This is a genomic window from Flectobacillus major DSM 103 (assembly GCF_000427405.1).
GTDB lineage: Bacteria > Bacteroidota > Bacteroidia > Cytophagales > Spirosomataceae > Flectobacillus > Flectobacillus major.
Genome location: NZ_KE386491.1, coordinates 1,957,202 through 1,972,773 on the forward strand (window position 1 = coordinate 1,957,202; position 15,572 = coordinate 1,972,773).

Consider the following 15,572-nt stretch of genomic DNA (forward strand, 5'->3'; position numbering starts at 1 on the left):
ATCATAATCGTAGTATCCATGTTGTCAAATCTTGGCCTAACTCTTGACTTCGGGTTTAACATTCTAGGTTTATTTCTAAGAATGCCCAACTATGTCGAGCCAAAAGGTAGTACGTGTTAAGCTTTTTTGTAATTTTGCATCCTTATGAAAAAGAAGAATAAAGAAAATATCATTTTTGAAAATGTACTTGTCGAGGATTTTGCCTCAGAAGCTAAGTGTATTAGCCGAATAGACGATAAAGTAATATTTATAGACGGTCCTGTAGCTCCCGGCGACACTGCCGATTTGAGAGTAACCAAATCAAAGAAAAGCTTTTATGAAGCTACGGCCTTTAATATAAAGCCTAATTCTACTTTTAGAACTAATACTATTTGCTCGCACTTTGGTACTTGTGGTGGCTGTAAGTGGCAACATATTGATTATGCAACCCAATTGGCCTTTAAAACCAAACAGGTTACTGATTCACTCGAAAGAATTGCCAAGGTAGACTTACCTCCTATTTTGCCAATTCTTGGCTCTAGCGAAACATTTTATTATCGTAACAAATTAGAATTTACTTTTTCGCAAAACCGTTGGTTAACGATTGAAGAAATTAATTCTGGCAAGGAGTTTTCGAGAAACGCACTTGGCTTTCACGTACCCAAAAGATATGATAAGATTTTACAGGTAGACCACTGTTATTTACAGCCAGACCCTTCTAACAAAATTAGAACGGCCTTGCACGAGCTAGCTCAAAAACACAATATTGACTACTACGAGCAAGTAAAACAAGAAAAAGGAGCTTTAAGAAACCTCATTATTAGAAATGCTTCTTCGGGCGACTTGATGGTTATTGTGCAGTTTGCCTATTGTACCGAAGAACAAATCGACTTGGTCATGAATTTCTTGGCCGAAAATTTCCCAGAAATCACTTCTCTCAATTATATTATCAATACCAAAGGAAACGATACATTTTTTGATTTGGAGGTGGTTAATTTTAAGGGGCTTCCTTATATTACCGAAGAAATGGAGGGCTTAAAGTTTAGGGTTGGGCCAAAATCTTTTTACCAAACCAACTCTAAGCAGGCTTTTGAATTATACAAAATTACGCGTGAATATGCTGGCCTAACTGGCGAAGAATTTGTGTATGACTTGTACACAGGTACTGGTACCATTGCCAACTTTGTAGCTCGACAAGCCAAAAAAGTAATTGGTTTAGAGTATGTAGAAATGGCCGTCGAAGATGCCAAAGTCAATTCCCAAATTAATGGCATTAGCAATACAGAATTTTATGCAGGCGATATGCGTAAGTTGCTCGACAACGAATTTATTAACCAGAAAGGTCGCCCTGATGTAGTAATCACCGACCCTCCTCGTGCAGGTATGGACGAGCCTGTGGTTCAAACGCTACTCAATGCCGAGCCTCATACGATTGTATATGTAAGCTGCAATCCAGCAACTCAAGCTCGTGACTTGGCTTTACTCGACCTCAAATACCAAGTTACAGCGGTACAACCTGTAGATATGTTCCCACAAACCCACCATGTTGAGAATGTGGTAAAATTGGTAAAACGAAACAATTAAGGTTTCTTGATATACCAACATAAGTCATCCCTAATTTAGTGAATGGTGATTATTTTGAATATGATTTTCACCCGTAGAGATGCAATGCTTTGAAATTTAACATGCAAAAGGCGTTCGAAATTAGTTTTTCGAACGCCTTTTGCGTGAATAGCTTCTCAATCCCTATCATTTGAGCAATTGATAAGCCTCTTCAATGTTCACTTGGCTACCTGATGAATATCAACAAACACAAAGAGATAATCTAATCTCTTTTAATATTACCCAAAATTCGGGATGACTCATGTTTATAGCATATATATCTAAAATGGGACATCCTGATTAGGAGGTGTTGCACCAAATGGCATATTGCCATTCGACGGAAGGTTATTCATTTTACTACCTACAGTTCTGGCACCACCTTCAAACGCCGCCAATGAATCGTTGACAGCAGCAAACGATTGTAAATTATCGCTTCCAGCAAAGCCCGAGTAGTCTGTAGCGTCGAGGTCGCAGTATTTGGTATACTTACCGATAAAGCGAAGCTGAACGGTATCTAATGACCCCGCACGGTTTTTAGCAATAATTAATTCCCCTACCCCAGCAATCGAATTTCCATTTTCGTCTTGAGTTATACCGTAATATTCTGGACGATAAATAAACATTACCATATCGGCATCTTGCTCAATAGACCCCGACTCCCTCAAATCGGAAAGTTGTGGTTTTTTGTCTCCTCCACGGGTTTCTACGGCACGGCTCAACTGCGATAGGGCAATCACAGGTACATCTAATTCTTTGGCAAGTTGTTTTAATGAACGTGAAATATTGGCAATTTCTTGTTCACGGTTTCCTCCCCCTTTTCCGCCCGACTCGCCTGACATCAATTGGAGGTAATCAATCACGATCATTTGAATATCGTGCTGAGCCTTCAAACGACGAGCCTTGGCACGAAGTTCCAAGATAGAAAGGGCTGGCGTATCGTCAATAAATATAGGGGCGTTGGTAAGTTTACCAATTTTGGCATGAAGCTGAGCCCATTCGTGAGGGGCAAGATTACCTTTTCTAAGCTTTTCAGATTCGAGTTCGGCCTCAGACGAAATAAGACGATTTACTAACTGTACCGACGACATCTCTAGCGAGAAAATAGCCACAGCTTGTCCAAAATCGACAGCAGCATTACGACAAGCCGACAAAATGAGGGCTGTTTTACCCATACCCGGACGAGCTGCAATAATCACAAGTTCGGTTTTTTGAAAACCCGACGTAATTCTATCTAAAGCACTAAAACCAGTAGGTACACCTGTAAGGCCGTCTTTCTGATTTTTTTTCATTTCTAATTCCAACAACGCCGTTCGCATAATTTGCGACATATCAGCATAGTTTTTACGGATATTAGCCTCCGAAATTCTAAAAAGTTCTTGCTCAACCTTGTCCAACAACTGGAATACATCGGTGGTATCTTCGTAGGCCATTTTCTGGATTTCTGAAGAAACCGTAATCAATTGTCTTTTCAACGAATGTTCCACTACAATCCTAGCATGAAACTCGATATTGGCTGCCGAGTTGACCCTTTGGGTTAATTCGGCCAAATACGACACCCCACCAGCCATTTCCAATTCGCCATTCATTCTTAGCTGATTGGTAACTGTCAATAAGTCGATAGGTTCTGATGCTGCAAATAATTGTGTGATAGCACCATATATTCTTTGGTGAGCCTCTTTATAAAATGAATCTGTTTTTAAAATATCAACAACTGCAGTCAGTGCATCCTTTTCTATCATCAAAGCACCCAGCACCGCCTCCTCCAAGTCGAGGGCCTGAGGAGGGATTTTTCCTAATCCTGTATCCAGCCAACGATTGGTTGCAGAGATTCTTCCCCCAGCAAAATTTGAGGGCTTTTTGAAGGTATTATTTCTATTAGACTGTTCCATTAGTACAATTTTACAAATATTTTCTCAGATTTCCGAAAACAAAAAACGCCTACACCTCCTAATGATTTGATTTACAGCCATTAAAAAAAACTTAGTATTTATGTTGTAAGAATAGAACACAAACTACCGTTATTTTTGTTAGTTTAGTATTCAATATTTTTTATTTCCTAAAAAACCTTTATTCATTCTTAGATTTGACAGAAAAAGTAATCACCTTAGAAGACGTTGAGTTAGTAGGATTTCTCGGCGTGGAGAACAGCAACATCAAAGAAGTTGCTAAAGCCTTTCCTCAAAGTAAAATTATTTCGAGGGGAAACGAAATAACTATTCGTGGGTCAATTCCTGAGATAGTTAAAATTAACGAAATTTTAGATGCTCTTGTTGTTCACTATCAAAAGTATGGTAAAATTACTACCGAACAGGTAAAAACATACGTTACTCTTGATAAAAATCCAACAGAAGAACCCCAAGTTCATTTAAAAGAAGAAGAGGATGTGTTATTGTACGGTACAAAAGGGGTTGTGATTCGGGTAAAATCGCCAAACCAGAAAAAACTGGTAGAAGCCGCCAACAATAACGATATTGTTTTTGCGATTGGCCCCGCTGGTACTGGTAAAACCTACACTGCCGTAGCTTTGGCTGTAAAAGCCCTCAAAAATAAAGAAGTCAAAAAAATCATTATTACTCGCCCAGCCGTAGAAGCAGGTGAAAACTTAGGTTTTTTGCCCGGGGATTTGAAAGAAAAAATTGACCCTTATCTTCGCCCTATTTACGATGCTCTCGACGATATGATTCAGCCCGAAAAGCTTAAATTCTTTATCGAAAACCGTGTCATAGAAATCGCTCCGCTGGCCTATATGCGTGGCCGTACCCTCAACAACGCCTTTATTTTGCTTGACGAAGCCCAAAACACTACGCCAATGCAAATGAAAATGTTTTTGACTCGTATGGGTATCAACTCGAAAGTAATTATCACGGGCGATAAGTCACAAATAGATTTACCAACAAAAGTAAAGTCGGGGTTGGTAGAAGCCAGCAAAATTTTGCAGGGTATCAAAGGTATTTCGTTTATCGAACTCGACGGTAAAGATGTTGTTCGTCACCGCTTGGTACGTGATATTATTATGGCTTACGACAAGGCTGATGCCGAAAAAGCAGAACACAAAACAACAAGCTCTTTTAATCACAGATGAGATTTATCACTTTAACATTCATCTTTTTGGTTACATACACCACATTTGCTCAAAACAAATGTGGTGTTGTTTTATACGATTCTTTGCAAGCTACCAAAATTGCTAATTGGCAAAGCCGTAAATCACAGTTTGAAAGCCAAATAAAGCAATTTTCCCAAACCACCAGCCAACTGAGAATAATGGCTTTTTCTACCATTCGGATTCCTGTTGTGGTGCATATTGTTCATAACAATAGCTCTGGAACTATTGGGGGCAGCAACAATAATAATATTTCGGACGAACAAATTGCGTCTCAAATCGAAGCTCTAAATGACGACTATCGCCGCAAATCGGGTACTGCTGGTTATAATACCAATCCAGTAGGTGCCGATATGCAACTGGAGTTTTACTTGGCCGATTCACTAGCCCAAGGCCAGACAACCAAAGGTATTACTCGCCACTATGTCAACCATCAGAGCTTCGATTTTATTGCAGAGAATACCACTTTGGCTCAAATATCCACTTGGAATCCGCTCAAATACCTAAATATCTATGTAACTCGTTCCAATGGTCGAGCCATTGGCTATTCGGGCTTTCCGTATGATAGCTTCTTGGAAGGGCTCAATCCTAATGCCTCCGACTTGTCTACTCAGCAAATTTTTGATGGGGTTATTATCGACTATCGGTATTTTGGGCGTTGTTGTGGTAATATTTCGCAAGTTTATAACCTTGGCCGAACTACCACACACGAAATAGGCCACTGGCTAGGCTTACTACACCCCAATGGCGATACAAGTTGTGGCAACGATTATTGTGATGATACCCCTACTATCGAAAAGCTCAATTTAGAAACCAATTGTAATCCTCTTACGTCTACCTGCAATGGTATTACGGTAAGCAACCAAATTCAAAATTATATGGACTATTCACCCGATGCCTGTATGAATCTGTTTACCAACGACCAAAAAAATAGAACTCGTGCAGCCTTAGAACTTAGCTACCGACGAAAAAGCCTAATCAACAATGCTATTCACTTACCCGAAAGCAATACCCTTCAGGTAAGTATAGAACCCAACCCTGTTCAAAACAATGCCAATATAAAGGTATTGCTAGAAGGTAGCCAAAATATTACGGTACAAATTTATAATCTGGCGGGGGTACTTGTTTGGGAAGAAACACACAACAACCAAAGTTCAACCTACTTTGTTATCAAAACAACCTATTGGTCCAATGGCCTGTATTTTGTGAAGGTATCAACACCCCAACAAACCGCCACTCAAAAAATGTTGATTAGCCGCTAAAACAGCAGCTAAACCACAGACAATCAGCCAGATTATTGGTTATTCTAGGGTTTGCCTATTACCTTTACCGTTGGTTAATAATTAAATATTTATGTCGTTTTCTCAAAAAAACAGCATTCAGTAAAACATTGTTTTTTTACAATGTGTTATCTGATTAAACAACATAATTTTATGGAAAAAGCAGATAAAATAAAGCAGGCTTATATGGAATACTTTTTGGAAAATGGGACACAGCCTCAATCAGTGTATTCGTTTACCAAAAAACTCAAAATAAAAGAATCTGAATTCTACGATTATTATAATTCTTTTGAATTACTAGAAAGTAGTATTTGGTTGGATTTCTTTAAAGAAACTATTCAAAAAATAGAAGCAGAGCCTGTTTATGCCACTTATAGTGTAAGAGAAAAACTTTTGGCATTTTATTATACATGGATTGAGGTACTAAAACAAAACCGAAGTTATGCTTCTCAAACATGGCGTTTAATCGACAAACGTAAACTCAAAACACCTACGTTTTTGGTTGACCTCAAAAATGCTTTCAAAGAGTATTCACGTGATTTGGTCATGGAAGGCAAAGAAAGCCGTGAAGTACAACCTCGCAAATACTTGGACGAACGTTATCCCGATGCTTTTTGGCTTCAGTTATTGATGGTACTCGACTTTTGGGTAAAAGACAAATCTAAAGGCTTTGAACAAACCGATGCCATGATTGAAAAGGCCGTAAATACCTCATTCGACCTCATGGCCAGTTCTGCTCTTGATTCGGTCCTTGATTTTGCCAAATTTTTATATCAAAATCGCTAAAAATAGTTCGTTGTTTTGCAACGAATATGCTATAATATGAAAGAACAAAATTCGATTCCCACCTCAAAAGTGGCACGAGCTACACAGTTTGTCAAAACAGGTGTTAAAATTGGAGGCAATTATTTGAAACATAATGTTAAAAAAATGATTGACCCAAGTACCACCAAAGAGCAGCTACACCAAGAGAACGCTGAAGATATTTATTCATCGTTGAGCGAATTAAAAGGTTCGGCCTTGAAGGTTACGCAAATGCTCAGTATGGACAAAGGCTTATTGCCTAGGGCTTACCGCGAAAAATTTGCGATGTCTCAATATTCAGCCCCTCCACTTTCTGGGCCATTGGTTATCAAAACTTTCAAAAAAAACTTGGGCAAATCTCCTTCCGAGATTTTTGATAACTTTGAAATGAATGCTAGCAATGCGGCCTCTATTGGACAAGTACACAAAGCAAGCCTCAATGGCAAAAAGCTAGCCGTCAAGATTCAATACCCTGGTGTTTCGGATAGTATTAGTGCCGACCTCAAAATGGTAAAACCTATTGCTATTGCGATGTTTGGCTTAAATGACAAAGACGTTGAACGGTACATGGGCGAGGTACAAGAACGCCTTTTGGAAGAAACTAATTACCGTTTAGAACTTCAACGCTCGGTAGAAATCTCGGAGGCTTGTGCTCATATCAAAGACATCTTTTTCCCGTCGTATTATCCCGAATTTTCATCCGATAAAATCTTAACGATGGACTGGCTCGACGGCTTGCACATGAAGGAGTTTTTGGAAACAAACCCTAGCCAAGAGGTAAGAAACCGTATCGGACAAGCCCTTTGGGATTTTTATGATTACCAAATACATACCCTCAAGCAAGTACACGCCGACCCACACCCAGGCAACTTTTTGTTACAACAAGACGGTACATTAGGTATTATCGACTTTGGTTGTATTAAAGTGATTCCTGAGGTTTTTTACGAAAATTATTTTGCTCTTATTAATTTTGATACGCTCGAAGATAATGACAAAATCAGCAAAATCTTTAATACCTTAGAGTTTATTGTACCGCAAGATTCGGCCGAAGAAGCTAAATTCTTTACAGAATTGTTCAAAGAAATGATTTTTTTATTAGGAAAACCTTTTGGTGAAGAACTGTTTGATTTCTCGGACGACGCTTATTTTGAGCAAGTATATGTTTTTGCCGAAAAACTTCAACATTTAGAAGAACTCCGAAACTCGAAAGTAGCCAGAGGTTCGCAACACGGTTTGTATATCAACCGAACCTATTTTGGGCTTTATTCTTTATTGAATGAGCTTCGAGCCAAAATTACAGTAACTAAACCCGAATGGTTACGTTCTAAAAAGCTACAAGATGTATAAACATGAGTTATCCCAAATTTAGTGAATAAGTGATTATTTTTGAAGATACTTTGTAGCTAAAGATGTGTCATACTGACATTTAACATGCAAAAGGCGGTCGAAAAACTAATTTCGACCGCCTTTTTGATTTAAAAATTTGGAATGACTCATTGTTTATAATACCACCTGTCTTTAGAAAGGTAAGTCCTGGTCATCTTCACTAAATGATGGCAACGATGCCGTAGATGGCCCAGCAGCAGGACGTACCGCCGATGGTGCAGCAGGAGCTTGATACGAAGCCGCTCCGCCTTCCGAAGCCAATTCAATACGATATGCACGCAAATCTGTGTACCAACGTTCGTTGTATTCACGAGACTCTACACTAAAAGTTAATTTTAATTTATCTCCTAAAGCAAATTGTTTTAAATCATTTGCACGGTCGCCCCAAGCTGAAAAACAAGCTTTTTTTGGATATTGCTCTTGCGTTTCAATCACGAAATCTTGTTTTACCCATTGACCATTCTTACTGCTTCCTGTCTGTTCTGGTAATACTTTAATCAAAGTACCTTCTAATTCTAATGCCATTTAAAAAAAGTTTATAATTGTAATGCGAAGTTAATTTCTGATTTTCAAATACTTAAAAAAAATGTTGATTTTTTATTTCCGAAAGGTATAAAAAGTATTTTGCAATTCCATTTTATCTTAATACTTTTGCACCACCTAAAAGGGCGATGTGGTGGAATTGGTAGACACGCTACTTTGAGGTGGTAGTGGGAGTAATCCTGTAGGAGTTCGAGTCTCCTCATCGTCACAAGGCGTTTTGAATGTATTTTCAAAACGCCTTTTTGTTGTTGGTGGCTACATCCAAAAAAGCCAGTATTTTCATTTTTTCACTCCTAAATCTTGATATAGCCAATGCTCTCATTTGTTGAATTACCTTATCATCTTTATTGTCGAGGGCTATCACTTTATCGTCAGAAATAGCCCGTAGATTATGTTGAATACGAAAATAATTAAGCTCAGAGTTCGGCAATAGGTTTTTTACATAATACTCCGAGGCTTGCATATTAGATTCTACTAACAAATCGGGCAAGTATTTTATCCATTGGTAATTTCCCCAATCGCCATCACCCAATTTTTCTTTGTGAAACTTATTCATGTTGGATGTACCTGTACCTAACGACAAAATCTTGATGCTGTCGATGTCCCAGCCTAATCCTTTCCGAATACCATTTTCTATCGATTTATTGACAGCAAGAGCTAATGCCGAAATAGCAGGATGGTTAATAGCAACCCCTCCGTCGATATAAGCTCCTGGCAGATTCTCTGATATATAAATAGGGAAGTACGTAGGCCCTGCCGAAGTAGCACAACCTATATCGTACAAATAATATGCGGTATCCAATGGATTTATTGAACTGAAAACCTTTGGGCGGTAATTGAGGTCGACAGTAGCTACGTCAAAGTTTTCGGGGGCTAAATCAAATGACGGAACCATCAAAGCAAAATCTTTGGCTTGTGACTTTGCCCATTGGTCTATATCGCCTAATGTTGCGTTTTTAAATAGCTTTTTTAAAATCTTCTTGAGATTATTTTGCGAATAATCTGCTCCAAAAGTCTTTCCAAAGTCTTTAAAATTATCGATATTGTTATCTGCAAAAATAGCTTTAGATTTTTTAAGGTAAAGTTCTTCAATGTCTTTCGCTGCAATACCCATAGCTAATCCTATGGCAATAATGCCACCTGTGGATGTTCCAGCAATGAGGTCAAACTGTTCTCGGATCGGTATTCCTGTATGTTCTTCTATAGCACTTAAGATTGTTGCAGGAATGATACCTCTTGTACCACCACCATCAATAGTAAGAATCTTTTTCATCGTTTGAAATTTTAGAAAATATAAAATTGCAGTTATTTAATTGCCTGAGAAGTATTGTTTTTCCTCAAATACCTCATAAACATAGCACAAACAACTCTTGCCTTGACTACTACGACTGTCCCAGTATGTTCCATGTACCCTAATACTATAAAGAAAAAGAAAATCTATTAGCCTGTCTGTTTTTACTGGATTTGCTTCATAATTGAAATTAATGGGCCTATTACTCGATAAGCCCATTCCAAACTGAGCCTCTCCTACTTGGGCATCTGTTCTGAAATTGGTAGCAAGGGCATCTACAATAGAATAAATATTGACCCATAAGATTATGTTACCTAAGTCTATCTTACGTTCTTTATAAAAATCGGGATAATATGACTGTATAAACTCAAAAGGTGTACCTATTGTAATTAATGCTTCGATATGATTTTTGGCATTATTTGAGTGATTAGCCCCAAATGGAAAAATATAATCTAAAGCAAGAATACTTCCAAAGCTATAGGTATGAAAATGGATAGAAGGATTATCCTCGTTTTCTGAAATATAATCTACCAGCTTTTCAAGATTACCTTGGATTTCTTGGCGTTGTAAACCAAACTCTAAATAATTGTTGGCACACACAAATTCAGTAGCCAAGGTAGTTACTAAAGTATTGGCATTGGGAATTACTAATACAATCAAAGAGGTAATAATGCCACAAGTAGTCATAGTCTTCTTTAGTCCCAAGACGCTAATAAAGGGTATGTCGTAGCTCTGAAGACTGAAGAGGTTCTTGAATGTTATAATACCTTGCTGAAAGGTGTTATCATTTTGGAGGGATACTATCAGATTGGGAATCATAAAAACCGTAGCGAGGGCTATAATTCCGAAAATACCAAATATGTACAGGGTTTGTCCCGGACGATTATAATAGTTTTTGATAAATACTCGCTCTACCAAAATAGGTACTTTAGTGATCACCAGCACTAAAAGATAAAAGCTTTTTAGCAACAAAGCATAGCTAATAAACTTCTCTGTAAGGATTTCGTGGTAATTGAAGCTGTATAATTTATAAATTACTTGGGGGTTTTGCTGTTCTTTTAGAATACTCACAACAGTACAAAACCTATCTTTTCGATAAGAAATCTTTTCAGACTTAATACTATACTTCATTCTGTTAGTATTGTATTCCATCTCATTGACCAAACGAGCCGCATATTTTTCTACCGATTCATTTTCAAACGATTGTCCAAGTCCTGATATGTAAATCCCGATTTTCATGATAAAGAGTCTCATAAATACTGTTTACAAGAATCAGAAGAATACATAACAAAACCTATTTTTTATATTACAAATCAGGCTTTTTTTTATTATACGTAATATCATTCCATAAAAAAATCCCATTGAGTTGTTCAATGGGATTTTTTACTAAATAAAAGTAGTTTAGCTTATTTTTGTTCTGGAAGATAGCCCTGTATAAGCACCCCTTAATCGTCTGAACGATTCTTTTTGGTGTTCTAAATTGGTATAATAATCCAAATTTTGCTGTTTCCAGTTATAAATAGTAGAAATGGGAATTCCCTTTTCTTTTGATACTGAGTTCATGCTTTTCCCTGTAATCATCAGATTAAGCACCTCGATAATCATGTCTTGTGTATATTTAACTTTCATTATTAGTGGGTATTTTGGTTGACAATGCAAATATCATATCCTTTCTTAAAAAAATCTGTAACCAAAAAGATAATTACCTGTCAAAATAGATATTCAGGCTCAATTTATACTTAGTCTTAACAAAAGAAAAATAAGTATAAACACTCAAATACAACGATTAATGAATACAAAATACCAACCCATTGAGCTTTTATACCGATATGATAGTCAAATCTAGTCGAACGTGATTATCCTTTTTTGGCCCGATATATTACTTATCTCAACCGACTTTGTGCCATAAGGCAACCATACAGTATTACTCGATTGCGACAAGTAGGTATTGCCAATACTTACTTCTTCTTTGAGTTTTTTGCCATTTTTTAGCATTACTGTCATTGATATATCGGTAGGAATTAGGCTAATTATTGGAGCAGAATTATGCCATTGGTAGATTTTTAGTCCTGCTCTATTTTGTGAATTAACAAGGAGCAACTCATTTGACTTACCTCGTACTTTTACTAGAGCCTTGCTGTCGCCATCGAAACATATACCAGAACGAGCCAAAGGCATTTCTTGAAATTTGCCTTTACCATTTCCTAAAAATAATACACCTTTTGAAGCATCTAGCCTACCAATACTAATTTCATTGCCATAATCATTGCCAGAAATTAGTACATCAAGGTTGCCATCCTGATTAAAATCTTGGATAAGTATAGCCAAAGTAGTTGAAAACTGAGCCGATAAAGGCAATGCCTTTATTTCAAAAACACCATTTCCTTTATTTTCTATATAACTGGTATTCATCCAATTAGCTTTTAGCACACGTGCTTGACTAAGCTCGTCGGGCAAAAGAATATCCTGAATACTTGCTTTAGCATATTGGGCATATTTAACAAATCGCTTTCGGGTTTGGATAAACTGCTTCACCATGTCATCTCTTGTATTATAGGGAAATTCTGTGCGTTGCCCTAGCGAATCTTTTAAATACACCGTTGGAATAGCCTCGAAACTGCCATCGCTATTAAAATCGCCATAATATATTCTTGCGGGAGTAGTATCACTGGCACGATGTAGGGTGTTTTGTCCTAAATTTCCTGCTATATAATCGGTATCGCCATCGTTGTCAAAATCGCCTGCGGCAAGGCTATTCCACCAGCCTATTTGCGATGCTAAACCAGTTGTTGAGAGTAGCTGAAATTTTCCATGAACATTTTTGAAAATGGTAATAGGCATCCATTCGCCAGCAACGATAAGGTCTTGCCAGCCATCATTGTCAAAGTCGCTCCATAGGGCATCGCATATTAAGCCTATTTCTTTGAGCTTGGGAGCTAGCGAGGCCGTAACATTGGTAAACTTCAACATGGGGGCTTCGTTGCGGAGCAAATAACCACTAACGGGTTTTGGATATGCCGATGGCTCTATACGTGAGCCAATAAACAAATCTAAATCCCCGTCGTGGTCAAAATCTGTGGCTTTTACACATGAGCCACTTTTCAAAAAATTGGGTATAATATCGGGGTTCTCCTTAAAATTTCCTTTTCCATCATTCATATAGATATGGTCTTGGTATGCTTGGTCACCTATAGGGGCTTCATTGCTACCGCTAACAATATATAAATCTAAGTCACCGTCATTTTCTATATCAAATAAAAGTGTTCCTATGTCTTCAGTCCTTTTGTCGGGGCCATCTTTGCCCGAAAGCAAATCTTTGACCACAAATTTACCAGCAGTATTTTGTATCAAAAATCTACCTTTTTTTCTATAACACCCACCTACAAAAATATCGTCGAGGCCATCGCCATTGACATCGCCAACGGCCAAACTTGGCCCTTGTTGCGAAAACTTATGTGGTAATAATTTTTGAATATTAAAATCAATAAAATCCTCCTCCTCGTACAATTGTGGGATATTGAGTTGCTGAGAAATATCGGTAAACAGTGGGGTTTCGATAGGGCTATCAGTTGGGATGATTGTTTTGGCTTGATTTTCGTCAAGTACTAAAACCCGATTAGCTGGAATATTCCGCAAAACTTGAATTTTGCCCGAAGGCCAAACCACCTTCACTTGCTCTACACCGGTACAAGAGCCTAAGCCAAAATGAGCAATAGCTTCTACAGAAGACAAATACCCTCGATAAGGTGTATATTCATATACCTGCTTTTGCCCTTTATAATTTATTTCAATCCATGCTCCTAGCCCTGCCACATTAGGTGTATTTCCTTTAAGTTTTATTCTTAGATAATGGCTTTTTTCGGGTATTTGTTGAATGGCATTATTTCTGTATACCGAAGCCGAATCGTTGATATTATTAACAACATAGTCCAAATCGCCATCGTTATCCAAATCGGCATAAGCCGCCCCATTTGAAAAACTGGCTTGTGTAATACCCCAATCGGCCGTAACATTTTCAAAATTTATTTTCCCTGTATTTTTAAACGCATAATTTTTGATTTTTACCGACGGAATATAGTCGAGCAACAAAATTGGTGCGGCGTAATTGCCCACCTGCGAGCGGTATACCATAAAATCTTGGTCGGTAATATCTTGGGGAAAACCATTGGTAACTATAACGTCTCGGAATCCGTCATTGTCAAAATCTGTAACCATGGGAGTCCAACTCCAATCGGTTTCGGCAATACCAGCCAACAAACCTACTTCGCTAAACGTTGGCCGATGAGTAGTAGGGTCTACGCCACGGTTCAGTTGTAGGGTATTGCGAGGGTATTGATAATCATAACCAAATTTATCATTGTTTTGATATGCCTGATAATTATTGGCTAAGGTCATCATTTTTTTACGATAATTATCGGCTGGCATCATATCTACGGCTATAATATCTACCAATCCATCGTTGTTGATGTCGGCAATATCGTTGCCCATTGCCGAATGAGACGTATGCTTGAAATAATCATGAGCTTGGTCAATAAATCCAATATGTTTGCCATTGCTATGTTGATTGATATACAGCAAATCGTTGGTCAGATAATCGTTGGTAATATAAATATCTTTCCAGCCGTCTTGGTTGATGTCGGTGATATTAATACCCAATCCATACCCCTCCAGTAAAATTCCTTCTTGTTGGGATACGTCTGTAAAATAAGGATGTTTTTTTTGAGCATCCCAATCGTTTCGATATAGCCTATCGGTTAGGTGTGACGAACCATCTTTGATTTTGGGATGATACATATTCGGAAACCGAGTGTCCGACATTTCATTTACCAAGATATATAAATCTAAATCGCCATCGTTATCGTAATCAAAAAAAGCGGCATTGGTAGTATGAGTTGTATCGGCAATACCGTACTCTTGAGCCATTTCCTTGAAGGTAGGAATACCATTTGAATCAATTCCCTGATTAACATATAACAAATTAGCCCTTTGAGAAGCCGTTTTTTTGGCCGTAGCACACACATATATATCTAATAGGTTATCGTGGTTAATATCAACCACAGCCACGCCCGAACACCAACGCCCTTTTCCTTCTACATGAGCCTGTTGGGTAATATCCTGAAATTTGAGTTGATTTGAGCTAGTATCTTTTCGGTTTAAGTAAAGGCGATTACCAACTTGGTTTCCTGTAAAATAAATATCGGTAAGGTTGTCATTATTAAAATCACCCAAGGCAATGCCGCCTCCATTGTTGATATACTCAAAAGTAAGAATATTCATAGTATCATTTTCGGTAATTCTGTTTGAAAACCGAATACCTGTTTCTTCAGCTCCTAAGCTGGTAAAAAGTGTTTGGGACGATTTGTTTTTGCAAGATACTCCTCCCAAAAGGCATAAGGGTAAAAAGTAAATTGGCCAATAAGCCCCCCCCATTTGTCTTATTACATTTTTAACTAACATCAGTTGACGTTGAATCAACTGATGAAAAAATGTCACAAAACCAAAAATAGTATGTAAGGTGAAAAAAGTAAAGCTTTTTTGCATAGTTAAGGCTGTTATTGAATTGCTTACAAAAACAGAGATGGCAGAA

At 37.8% G+C, this 15,572-nt stretch carries 11 protein-coding genes and 1 tRNA gene; 6 read left to right on the top strand and 6 right to left on the bottom strand.

Going from position 1 to position 15,572, the window contains the following annotated elements:
- Nucleotides 1–144 precede the first annotated feature (144 nt).
- The gene (gene rlmD, locus FLEMA_RS0110110) at nucleotides 145–1,563 is read left to right on the top strand and encodes a 23S rRNA (uracil(1939)-C(5))-methyltransferase RlmD (RefSeq protein WP_026995369.1); all 1,419 of its coding nucleotides are present in this window, start codon (nucleotides 145–147) and stop codon (nucleotides 1,561–1,563) included.
- A gap of 299 nt (nucleotides 1,564–1,862) precedes the next feature.
- On the opposite strand, the gene dnaB is transcribed toward rlmD, so the two are convergent.
- Nucleotides 1,863–3,470, bottom strand: coding sequence for a replicative DNA helicase (gene dnaB, locus FLEMA_RS0110115; protein WP_026995370.1), 1,608 nt, complete (start codon nucleotides 3,468–3,470; stop codon nucleotides 1,863–1,865).
- A 194-nt stretch (nucleotides 3,471–3,664) separates the two neighbouring features.
- On the opposite strand from dnaB, the gene FLEMA_RS68140 reads away from it, so the two are divergent.
- From FLEMA_RS68140 to FLEMA_RS0110135, 4 genes are all read left to right on the top strand, one after another.
- Nucleotides 3,665–4,663, top strand: coding sequence for a PhoH family protein (locus tag FLEMA_RS68140; protein ID WP_044171208.1), 999 nt, complete (start codon nucleotides 3,665–3,667; stop codon nucleotides 4,661–4,663).
- Nucleotides 4,660–5,943 carry a M43 family zinc metalloprotease gene (locus FLEMA_RS68145; protein WP_052354056.1) on the top strand — a complete coding sequence of 428 codons (1,284 nt, stop codon included), beginning with the start codon at nucleotides 4,660–4,662 and terminating at the stop codon, nucleotides 5,941–5,943. Before FLEMA_RS68140 ends, FLEMA_RS68145 begins: the two co-directional genes overlap by 4 nt.
- A 171-nt stretch (nucleotides 5,944–6,114) precedes the next feature.
- Nucleotides 6,115–6,747: a TetR/AcrR family transcriptional regulator gene (locus tag FLEMA_RS0110130; RefSeq protein WP_026995371.1), complete on the top strand. Its 633-nt coding sequence runs from the start codon at nucleotides 6,115–6,117 to the stop codon at nucleotides 6,745–6,747.
- A 36-nt stretch (nucleotides 6,748–6,783) separates the two neighbouring features.
- On the top strand, nucleotides 6,784–8,112 hold the full coding sequence (locus tag FLEMA_RS0110135; RefSeq protein WP_026995372.1) for an ABC1 kinase family protein: 1,329 nt from the start codon (nucleotides 6,784–6,786) through the stop codon (nucleotides 8,110–8,112).
- Nucleotides 8,113–8,283: 171 nt separating this feature from the next.
- Here the strand turns inward: FLEMA_RS0110135 and FLEMA_RS0110140 are convergent, their stop codons facing one another.
- Complete coding sequence (locus tag FLEMA_RS0110140; RefSeq protein ID WP_026995373.1) at nucleotides 8,284–8,676, bottom strand: DUF3127 domain-containing protein; 393 nt, start codon at nucleotides 8,674–8,676, stop codon at nucleotides 8,284–8,286.
- Between the two features lie 142 nt (nucleotides 8,677–8,818).
- On the opposite strand from FLEMA_RS0110140, the gene FLEMA_RS0110145 reads away from it, so the two are divergent.
- A tRNA-Leu gene (locus tag FLEMA_RS0110145) sits at nucleotides 8,819–8,902 on the top strand.
- Nucleotides 8,903–8,923: 21 nt separating this feature from the next.
- Here FLEMA_RS0110145 and FLEMA_RS0110150 read toward each other — a convergent pair.
- From FLEMA_RS0110150 to FLEMA_RS0110165, 4 genes are all read right to left on the bottom strand, one after another.
- On the bottom strand, nucleotides 8,924–9,967 hold the full coding sequence (locus FLEMA_RS0110150) for a patatin-like phospholipase family protein (RefSeq protein WP_044171210.1): 1,044 nt from the start codon (nucleotides 9,965–9,967) through the stop codon (nucleotides 8,924–8,926).
- Nucleotides 9,968–10,003: 36 nt separating this feature from the next.
- The gene (locus FLEMA_RS0110155) at nucleotides 10,004–11,239 is read right to left on the bottom strand and encodes a hypothetical protein (protein WP_144080077.1); all 1,236 of its coding nucleotides are present in this window, start codon (nucleotides 11,237–11,239) and stop codon (nucleotides 10,004–10,006) included.
- Between the two features lie 147 nt (nucleotides 11,240–11,386).
- Nucleotides 11,387–11,614, bottom strand: a complete 228-nt coding sequence (locus tag FLEMA_RS0110160; RefSeq protein WP_026995376.1) for a hypothetical protein — start codon at nucleotides 11,612–11,614, stop codon at nucleotides 11,387–11,389.
- A 213-nt stretch (nucleotides 11,615–11,827) separates the two neighbouring features.
- The gene (locus tag FLEMA_RS0110165) at nucleotides 11,828–15,526 is read right to left on the bottom strand and encodes a VCBS repeat-containing protein (RefSeq protein ID WP_229359408.1); all 3,699 of its coding nucleotides are present in this window, start codon (nucleotides 15,524–15,526) and stop codon (nucleotides 11,828–11,830) included.
- Between the last annotated feature and the right edge of the window lie 46 nt (nucleotides 15,527–15,572).

What these genes read in the sequence shown, in the direction of transcription:
- FLEMA_RS0110140 (WP_026995373.1), bottom strand. Translation starts at nt 8,676, where the DNA reads ATGGCATTAGAATTAGAAGGTACTTTGATTAAAGTATTACCAGAACAG.
- dnaB (WP_026995370.1), bottom strand. Translation starts at nt 3,470, where the DNA reads ATGGAACAGTCTAATAGAAATAATACCTTCAAAAAGCCCTCAAATTTT.
- FLEMA_RS68145 (WP_052354056.1), top strand. Translation starts at nt 4,660, where the DNA reads ATGAGATTTATCACTTTAACATTCATCTTTTTGGTTACATACACCACA.
- FLEMA_RS0110130 (WP_026995371.1), top strand. Translation starts at nt 6,115, where the DNA reads ATGGAAAAAGCAGATAAAATAAAGCAGGCTTATATGGAATACTTTTTG.
- FLEMA_RS0110135 (WP_026995372.1), top strand. Translation starts at nt 6,784, where the DNA reads ATGAAAGAACAAAATTCGATTCCCACCTCAAAAGTGGCACGAGCTACA.
- rlmD (WP_026995369.1), top strand. Translation starts at nt 145, where the DNA reads ATGAAAAAGAAGAATAAAGAAAATATCATTTTTGAAAATGTACTTGTC.
- FLEMA_RS0110160 (WP_026995376.1), bottom strand. Translation starts at nt 11,614, where the DNA reads ATGAAAGTTAAATATACACAAGACATGATTATCGAGGTGCTTAATCTG.
- FLEMA_RS0110165 (WP_229359408.1), bottom strand. Translation starts at nt 15,526, where the DNA reads ATGCAAAAAAGCTTTACTTTTTTCACCTTACATACTATTTTTGGTTTT.
- FLEMA_RS0110150 (WP_044171210.1), bottom strand. Translation starts at nt 9,967, where the DNA reads ATGAAAAAGATTCTTACTATTGATGGTGGTGGTACAAGAGGTATCATT.
- FLEMA_RS0110155 (WP_144080077.1), bottom strand. Translation starts at nt 11,239, where the DNA reads ATGAGACTCTTTATCATGAAAATCGGGATTTACATATCAGGACTTGGA.